This window comes from Micromonospora yasonensis, from assembly GCF_026013475.1.
Classification (GTDB): domain Bacteria; phylum Actinomycetota; class Actinomycetes; order Mycobacteriales; family Micromonosporaceae; genus Micromonospora; species Micromonospora yasonensis.
In genome coordinates this window covers 1-7818 of record NZ_JAPDPH010000284.1, presented here as the reverse complement: position 1 = coordinate 7818, position 7818 = coordinate 1, and the positions used below count along the sequence as shown (strand labels likewise).

Sequence of the window (7818 nt, the reverse complement as noted above, 5' to 3'; positions counted from 1 at the left end):
CCGCCCGCCGCGGACCGGGCCGAGCGGCGGTGCGCGGAGCCGTCCGACGATCACCACCTTGAGGGTATTTGTCGACACTGCTAGCGTACGCACAGCCTGCGCCCGGACGGACGTGGCGGGACGAGCACCTATTTATGATCACTCGTTGATGAGCTGAGTCAACGCCCTGGCTGGGACGGTTCAATGCGTTCTCGCGGTACGAGCATCCGCTCCAAGGTCACCGCACTGCTGCTAGCCCTCGTCGCCCTCTGGGCCTTCGCGGCGTGGATCACCGTGCGGGACAGCGTGAACCTGCTCGGCGTCCAGCTCCTCAACAGCAAGGTCTACGTGCCGAGCGAGCCGCTGCTGCGGCAGTTGCAGCTGGAGCGTCGCCTCGCCACCGCGTACCTGAGCATGCCGGAGGCGCCGCAGCGGGAGGCGTTCGAGGCCGAGCGGCAGCGCACCGAGCAGTTGGCTGCCGCCTTCGACCGCTCCAGCCGCCACTGGCAGGTCAGCCTGGCCGGCAACGACGTGCTGCGCCACCGCCTCGACGAGTCGGTGGCGAAGCTCAACGCCCTGAACGACCTGCGGCGGCAGGTGGACGAACGCAGCACCGACCGGGTCAGCGCTGCCCGCGGGTACACCGAAGCGATCGAGTCCATCTTCCAGATCTACGACGTGACCGGCAGCCTGGACGACAAGCAGATCGCCGCCGAGGCGGCCGCGCTGATCCAGGTCAACCGGGCCAAGGAGCTGATCTCGCAAGAGGACGCGCTGGTCAGTGGTCTGTTCGGCAGCGGCCGGATGACCGGGCCCGAGTACGCCGAGTACGTGGCGCTGGTCGGCGCGGAACGCTTCCTCGCCGAGGAGTTCCAGCCCCGGCTCTCGCCCGACGATCAGGAGCGGTACCGGCGGCTCGCCGAGGGCGAGGCCTTCACCCGGCTGCGGTCCACCCAGGACCGGCTCATCCGGGACGGCCGGCCGCTGGCGACGCTGCCGTTCGACGAGCGGCAGTGGCGGGCCACCGTCGACCCGGCCGTGGCCGCCGTCGACGAGGTGCTCAGCGCCGGTGGTGACGGCGTGGTCAGCCGGGCCACCAGTGTCGCCGCGCTGGTCGTGGTTCGCCTGGTGGTGGCCACCGGGCTCGGTCTGATCGCCGTCATCGGCGCCGTCTTCGTGTCCATCACCACTGCCCGGACGCTGCTGCGGCAGCTCGAACGGCTGCGCGAGGCCGCCAACCGGCTGGCCGACGAGCGGCTGCCCGATGTGGTGGAACGGCTCGGCCGCGGCGAGGAGGTCGACGTCGCCCGGGAGTCGCCCCCGCTCCAGGTCGGCGACGACGAGATCGGGCAGGTGGGCAAGGCGTTCAATGCCGTGCAGGAGACCGCCATCCGGACCGCCGTCGAGCAGGCCGAGCTGCGGCGCAGTGTCCGCGAGGTGTTCCTCAGCCTGGCCCGGCGCACCCAGGCGCTGGTGCACCGTCAGCTCACCCTGCTCGACGCGATGGAACGGCGGGAGCACGACGCCGAGGAGCTGGAGGACCTGTTCCGGGTCGACCACCTGGCGACCCGGATGCGCCGCAACGCGGAGAACCTGATCGTGCTCTCCGGCTCCACGCCGGGCCGGTCGTGGCGGCGCAACGTGCCGATGGTGGACGTGGTCCGGGGCGCGGTCGCCGAGGTCGAGGACTACACCCGGGTCGACGTGCGGCCGCTCGGTCCGGTGTCGCTCACCGGTCGGGCCGTCGGCGACGTCATCCACCTGCTGGCCGAGCTGATCGAGAACGCGCTCTCCTTCTCGCCCCCGCACACCACCGTCGAGGTACGCGGCCAGCTGGTCGCCAACGGCTTCGCCATCGAGATCGAGGACCGGGGCCTCGGCATGAGCACGGAGGAGCTGGCCGCCGCCAACCACCGCATCGTCGACCGGTCCGAGCTGAACCTGGCCAACGCCGCCCGGCTCGGCCTGTACGTGGTCAGCCGGCTCACCGAGCGGCACGGCGTGAAGGTGCAGCTCAAGGAGTCCCCGTACGGCGGGACCACGGCGGTGGTGCTGATCCCGGCCGACCTGGTCACCGGGGACGGGCCGGACGCGAGCACCTCGGGCGCCTTCCGGGCGGGCACCGGCAGCGCGGCCACCGGGCTCGTGGCACTGGCCCCCGGTGCCGATCGGGCCGAGCCGGCCGACCAGGGGGCGACGGCGACCACGACGACCGCGCCGCAGACCGGGGAGGCGGTCGACGCGTCGGTGACCGTGCCGACCGTGCTGCAGACCCCGGAGGTGGCCGACCCGGCGGAGCCGGCCACCGAGGCCCCGGCACTCACCCCGTCGGGGCTGCCGGCACGTACCCGGAAGCGGTCGTCGGGGACGACTGAGCCGGCCGGCGCGACCACGGCCGCGCCGCCCGTGGTGGCCGCTGCCGACGGCGAACCGGCGTCCGACCAGGCCACCGCGGCGCGGGGCGAGTCCGGCCTGCCCGTCCGGGTCCGCCAGGCCAGTCTGGTGCCTGAGCTGCGCGCCGAGGCGCCCGCCGGGGACGACGAACCCGGCGACGACGCGGTACGCCCGCCGGAGCAGGTGCGCCGGATGATGAGCTCCTACCAGCGCGGCACCCGACGGGGCCGGACCGACGCGGCGCGGCTGCTCGGCGGGGCGCACGACGCCGGTGGCGAGCCCGACAGCGGCGACGAGCAGGCGACCTGAGGACGCCGAGGCGGCGGATCCCAGATGAGAACGGCGACACCAAGCCGGGGAGAAGAGGACGACGAGTGGCGCAGAAGACGGCTCCGAGCGCGGACCTGACGTGGCTGCTGGATGACCTGGTCGGCCGGGTCAAGCAGGCAGAACACGCCGTGGCGCTCACCACTGACGGCCTGCTGATGGCTTCGTCACGGGGCCTGAGCCGGGACGACGGCGAGCACCTGGCGGCGATGGCGGCCGGCATCCAGAGCCTGGCCCGCGGCGCGGGCAAGCGGTTCGGCGGCGGCCTGGTGCAGCAGACCATCATCGAGATGCAGTCGTCGTTCCTGTTCGTCACCGCGGCCGGGCGCAACGCCTGCCTGGCCGTGTTGGCCTCCGAGGAAGCCGACGTCGGCCTGATCGCCTACGAGATGGCGATGCTGGTCACCCGGGTCGGCCGATTCGTCGCCTCGCCCACCCGCGAACAGTCCGCCGGCGAGAATCCGGCGCGATGACCGGCCAAGGGGAACCCGCGGAGGACGAGTGGGTGGACGACCACGCTGGCCCGGTGGTCCGCCCGTACGCGGTGACCGGTGGCCGGGCCCGCCCGGTGACCGGCACGTTCGACCTGATCTCCCTGGTCATCTCGACCCGCGTGGACGTGGGCTCGGAGTCCGGGCTCGGCCCGGAGCATGTGGCGATCGTCGGCCTCTGCCAGCGGATCCAGTCCGTGGCCGAGGTCGCCGCCCACCTCGACCTGCCGGTGGGCACCGTCCGGGTTCTCCTCGGTGACCTGGTCGCCCGCAGCCTGGTGCAGGTCCGTGAGCCGCGCGCCACCCCCGCCGGCCTTCCCGACGACAGTGTTTTCGAGGCGGTACTCAATGGACTACGGGCTCTCTGAGCGGCCGGCGGACGCGGCGCCGCTGCCCACCGGGATCAAGATCCTGATCGCCGGCGGCTTCGGCGTCGGCAAGACCACCCTGGTCGGCGCGGTCAGCGAGACCCGACCGCTGCGGACGGAGGAGGTGCTGACCGAGACCGGGGTCGGCATCGACGACCTGTCCGGCGTCGAGCAGAAAACGACCACCACGGTGGCGATGGACTTCGGCCGGATCACCATCAGCGATGACCTGGTGCTCTACCTGTTCGGCACCCCCGGCCAGGACCGGTTCTGGTTCGTCTGGGACGAACTGGCGCTCGGCGCGATCGGCGCGGTGGTGCTCGCCGACACCCGGCGGCTGGCCGACTGCTTCCCGTCGATCGACTACTTCGAGGGGCGCGGGACCCCGTTCGTGGTGGCGGTGAACTGCTTCGAGGGTGCCAAGCGCTACCGGCTGGACGAGGTGCAGTCGGCGCTCGACCTCGACCCGGGCGTACCGGTGGTGCTCTGCGACGCGCGCCAGCGGGAGTCGGTCAAGGAGGTGCTGATCACGCTGCTGGAGCACGCCATGAAGCAGCGTGAGGAACGCCGCCGGGCCGCCGCCGCCGACTGACGCTTCCCACCACGCCAAAAGGGCCTCTCCCCGCGATCGCGGGAAGAGGCCCTTTTGCCGGGTACGACGTCAGCCGGCGATCATGCGACGGAGCACGTACTGCAGGATGCCGCCGTGCCGGTAGTAGTCGGCCTCACCGGGGGTGTCGATCCGGACCACGGCGTCGAACTCCAGGCCGGTGTCGGTGGTGACCTTCACCGTACGCGGGGTCTCGCCCTCGTTGAGCGCGGTGACGCCGCTGATGGAGAAGGTCTCCGTGCCGGTCAGGCCCAGCGACTCGGCGGTGGTGTCGACCGGGAACTGCAGCGGCAGGACGCCCATGCCGATCAGGTTCGACCGGTGGATCCGCTCGTACGACTCGGCGATGACCGCCTTCACGCCGAGCAGCATGGTGCCCTTGGCCGCCCAGTCGCGGGACGAACCGGAGCCGTACTCCTTGCCGGCCAGGATGACCAGCGGGACACCCGCCTCCTGGTACGCCATCGAGGCGTCGTAGATCGAGGTCTGCTCGCCGGTCAGGTGGTTGACCGTGAAGCCGCCCTCGACGCCGGGGACGAGCTGGTTGCGCAGCCGGATGTTGGCGAAGGTGCCCCGGATCATCACCTCGTGGTTGCCGCGGCGGGAGCCGTACGAGTTGAACTCGTGCCGGGCGACGCCGTGCTCGGCCAGGTACCTGCCGGCGGGAGAGTCCGCCTTGATCGAACCGGCCGGGGAGATGTGGTCGGTGGTCACCGAGTCGCCCAGCTTCGCCAGGACCCGGGCGCCGGCGATGTCCTGCACCGGCTTCGGGTCCTTCGCCATGCCCTCGAAGTACGGGGGCTTGCGGACGTAGGTGGACCCACCGTCCCAGGAGAAGGTGTCGCCGGTCGGGGTCGGCAGCGACTGCCAGCGCTCGTCACCGGCGAAGACATCGGCGTACGCCGAGCTGAAGCCGGTCGCGCCGATCGCCGAGGCGATCACGTCCTGGATCTCGGCGCTGTTCGGCCAGATCTCCCGCAGGAACACCGGGTTGCCCTGGGCGTCCTCGCCGATCGGCTCGTTGGCCAGGTCGATGTCCATGGTGCCGGCGAGCGCGTACGCGACCACCAGCGGCGGGGACGCCAGGTAGTTCATCTTGACGTCCGGGTTGATCCGGCCCTCGAAGTTCCGGTTGCCGGAGAGCACTGAGACGACGGCGAGGTCGCCCTCGTTGACCGCGGCGGAGACCTCCTCCGGCAGCGGGCCGGAGTTGCCGATGCAGGTGGTGCAGCCGTAGCCGACCAGGTTGAAGCCGAGCTTCTCCAGGTACGGCGTGAGGCCGGCGCGGTCGTAGTAGTCCATGACGACCTTGGAGCCGGGGGCCAGCGTGGTCTTCACCCACGGCTTGCGGGCCAGGCCCTTCTCCACCGCGTTGCGGGCCAGCAGCGCGGCGCCGATCATGACCTGCGGGTTGGAGGTGTTGGTGCAGGAGGTGATCGCGGCGATCACCACGGCGCCGTGGTCCAGCTCGTACTCGACGCCGTCGGCGCCGGTCACCCGGACCGCGTTGGTGGCGCGCCCACCGGCGCCCGCCGCCGCGGTCTCCAGGTCGCGCGGCTCGTCGGCCGGGTCGCTGAACTCGTTGGCCGGCGGATCGCTGGCCGGGAAGGACTCGGCGCTGGCCTCGTCGGCCGGGCCGTTCGCGCCCCGGGGCAGCTGCTCCCGCGACACGCCCGGCTTGATCTGCTTCTCCGCGCCGCCCAGGTCGGCAGCGGCGACGTAGTCGGTCAGCGCCGAGCGGAACAGCGTCTTGGCGCTGCCCAGCGGCACCCGGTCCTGCGGGCGCTTCGGGCCGGCCAGGGACGGCTCAATGGTGCTGAGGTCCAGCTCCAGCCGCTCCGAGTACTCCGGCTCGCGGTTCGGGTCGTGCCAGAGGCCCTGCTCCTTGGCGTACGCCTCGACCAATGCGACCTGCTGCGGGTCACGGCCGGTCAGCTCCAGGTAGCGGACGGTCTCGGCGTCGATCGGGAAGATCGCGACGGTGGAGCCGTACTCGGGGGACATGTTGCCGATGGTGGCCCGGTTGGCCAGCGGCACGGCGCTCACGCCGGGGCCGTAGAACTCGACGAACTTGCCGACCACGCCGTGCTTGCGCAGCATCTCGGTGATGGTGAGCACCAGGTCGGTGGCGGTGGTGCCGGCCGGCATCTCGCCGGAGAGCTTGAAGCCGACGACCCGCGGGATCAGCATGCTGACCGGCTGGCCGAGCATCGCGGCCTCGGCCTCGATGCCGCCGACGCCCCAGCCCAGCACGCCCAGGCCGTTGACCATCGTGGTGTGCGAGTCGGTGCCGACCACGGTGTCCGGGTACGCCTGGCCGTTGCGCTCCATCACCGTGCGGGCCAGGTACTCGATGTTGACCTGGTGCACGATGCCGGTGCCCGGCGGGACGACCTTGAACTCGTTGAACGCGGTCTGGCCCCAGCGCAGGAACTGGTAGCGCTCCTTGTTGCGCTCGTACTCCAGCTCGACGTTGCGCTGGAAGGCGTCCTCGCGGCCGAACAGGTCGGCGATGACGGAGTGGTCGATGACCAGTTCGGCCGGGGCGAGCGGGTTCACCTTGGTGGCGTCGCCGCCGAGGTCGCGGACGGCCTCCCGCATGGTGGCCAGGTCCACGACGCAGGGCACGCCGGTGAAGTCCTGCATCAGCACCCGCGCCGGGGTGAACTGGATCTCCACGCTCGGGTCGGCGGTGGGGTCCCACGCGCCGAGCTGCTGGATGTGGTCGGCGGTGATGTTCGCGCCGTCCTCGGTCCGCAGCAGGTTCTCCAGCAGGATCTTCAAGCTGTAGGGCAGCCGGTCGTGGCCCTCCACCTTGTCGATCTTGAAAATCTCGTAGCTCGCGTCTCCGACGCGTAGCTGGGTCTTCGCACCGAAGGTGTCGAGGCTCGCCACGTCGTACTCCTTCATACCAGCGACCGTGAGTAGTCCTGAGCAGTCTGTCGCACCGGCGGGGGCGCTGCCGTGCTTAGGCAACACTTACCTGCGTCGGGCTCAACAAAACCGTACGTCCGTCTTGCTATTCGCGCAACCTCGTGCCTTCGGGACGAGGAGGTGCCCACCAAGATCCATCACCGGGACGCCGCACCGCCCGTTGCCGGGTAGGGTTCGAGGTCGGACCGGAAGGGGTGGGCGGTGGTCGACGTACAGCACCTGCTCTCCGCGCTTCCCCCGGGCGTGGTCTACCTGGTCGTCGCCGGGGTGATCGGCGTGGAGAGCATGGGTGTGCCACTGCCCGGCGAGATCGTGCTGGTCAGTTCCGCCCTCCTCGCGGCCACCGGAGTGGTCGAGCCCGCCTGGGTGGCCACCGCCGCCGCAGCCGGCGCCATCATCGGCGACTCCATCGGGTACGCGGTCGGCCGGCGCGGCGGACGGCCCCTGCTGGAACGCCTCGGCCGGCGCTTCCCGAAGCATCTCGGCCCGGCGCACCTGGCCCGGGCCGAGGCCAGCTTCGCCCGGCACGGCGTCTGGGCGGTCTTCTTCGGCCGGTTCGTCGCCCTGCTACGGATCCTCGCCGGCCCCCTGGCCGGCGCGCTGCACGTGCCGTACCGCCGGTTCCTGCTGGCCAACGCGGCCGGCGGCTTGGTCTGGGCGTTCGGCACGACGTACCTGCTGTTCAGCGTGGGCCGCGCCGCCGAGCACTGGCTCA

6 protein-coding genes are annotated in these 7818 nt (G+C 71.4%); 5 read left to right on the top strand and 1 reads right to left on the bottom strand.

The genetic code is table 11. The features are described from left to right. The first annotated feature begins 183 nt into the window (after window positions 1-183). The 4 genes from ONA70_RS32855 (at window position 184) to ONA70_RS32840 (ending at window position 4151) form a co-directional block, all read left to right on the top strand. Window positions 184-2682 carry a sensor histidine kinase gene (locus ONA70_RS32855; protein WP_265010378.1) on the top strand — a complete coding sequence of 833 codons (2499 nt, stop codon included), beginning with the start codon at window positions 184-186 and terminating at the stop codon, window positions 2680-2682. 65 nt (window positions 2683-2747) lie between these two features. Further along, window positions 2748-3173 (top strand): roadblock/LC7 domain-containing protein, encoded by a 426-nt coding sequence (locus ONA70_RS32850; RefSeq protein ID WP_265010377.1) that lies wholly within the window; start codon window positions 2748-2750, stop codon window positions 3171-3173. Continuing rightward, on the top strand, window positions 3170-3559 hold the full coding sequence (locus tag ONA70_RS32845; protein WP_265010376.1) for a DUF742 domain-containing protein: 390 nt from the start codon (window positions 3170-3172) through the stop codon (window positions 3557-3559). Before ONA70_RS32850 ends, ONA70_RS32845 begins: the two co-directional genes overlap by 4 nt. Then, entirely contained in the window at window positions 3540-4151 is a 612-nt protein-coding gene (locus tag ONA70_RS32840) for a GTP-binding protein (protein ID WP_265010375.1), read from the top strand. Before ONA70_RS32845 ends, ONA70_RS32840 begins: the two co-directional genes overlap by 20 nt. Window positions 4152-4220: 69 nt before the next feature. Here the strand turns inward: ONA70_RS32840 and ONA70_RS32835 are convergent, their stop codons facing one another. After that, window positions 4221-7079: an aconitate hydratase gene (locus ONA70_RS32835; RefSeq protein ID WP_265010374.1), complete on the bottom strand. Its 2859-nt coding sequence runs from the start codon at window positions 7077-7079 to the stop codon at window positions 4221-4223. A gap of 225 nt (window positions 7080-7304) precedes the next feature. Here ONA70_RS32835 and ONA70_RS32830 point away from each other — a divergent pair. Next, window positions 7305-7818 (top strand): DedA family protein (locus tag ONA70_RS32830; RefSeq protein ID WP_265010373.1); only part of this gene is annotated, 514 nt, incomplete at its 3' end.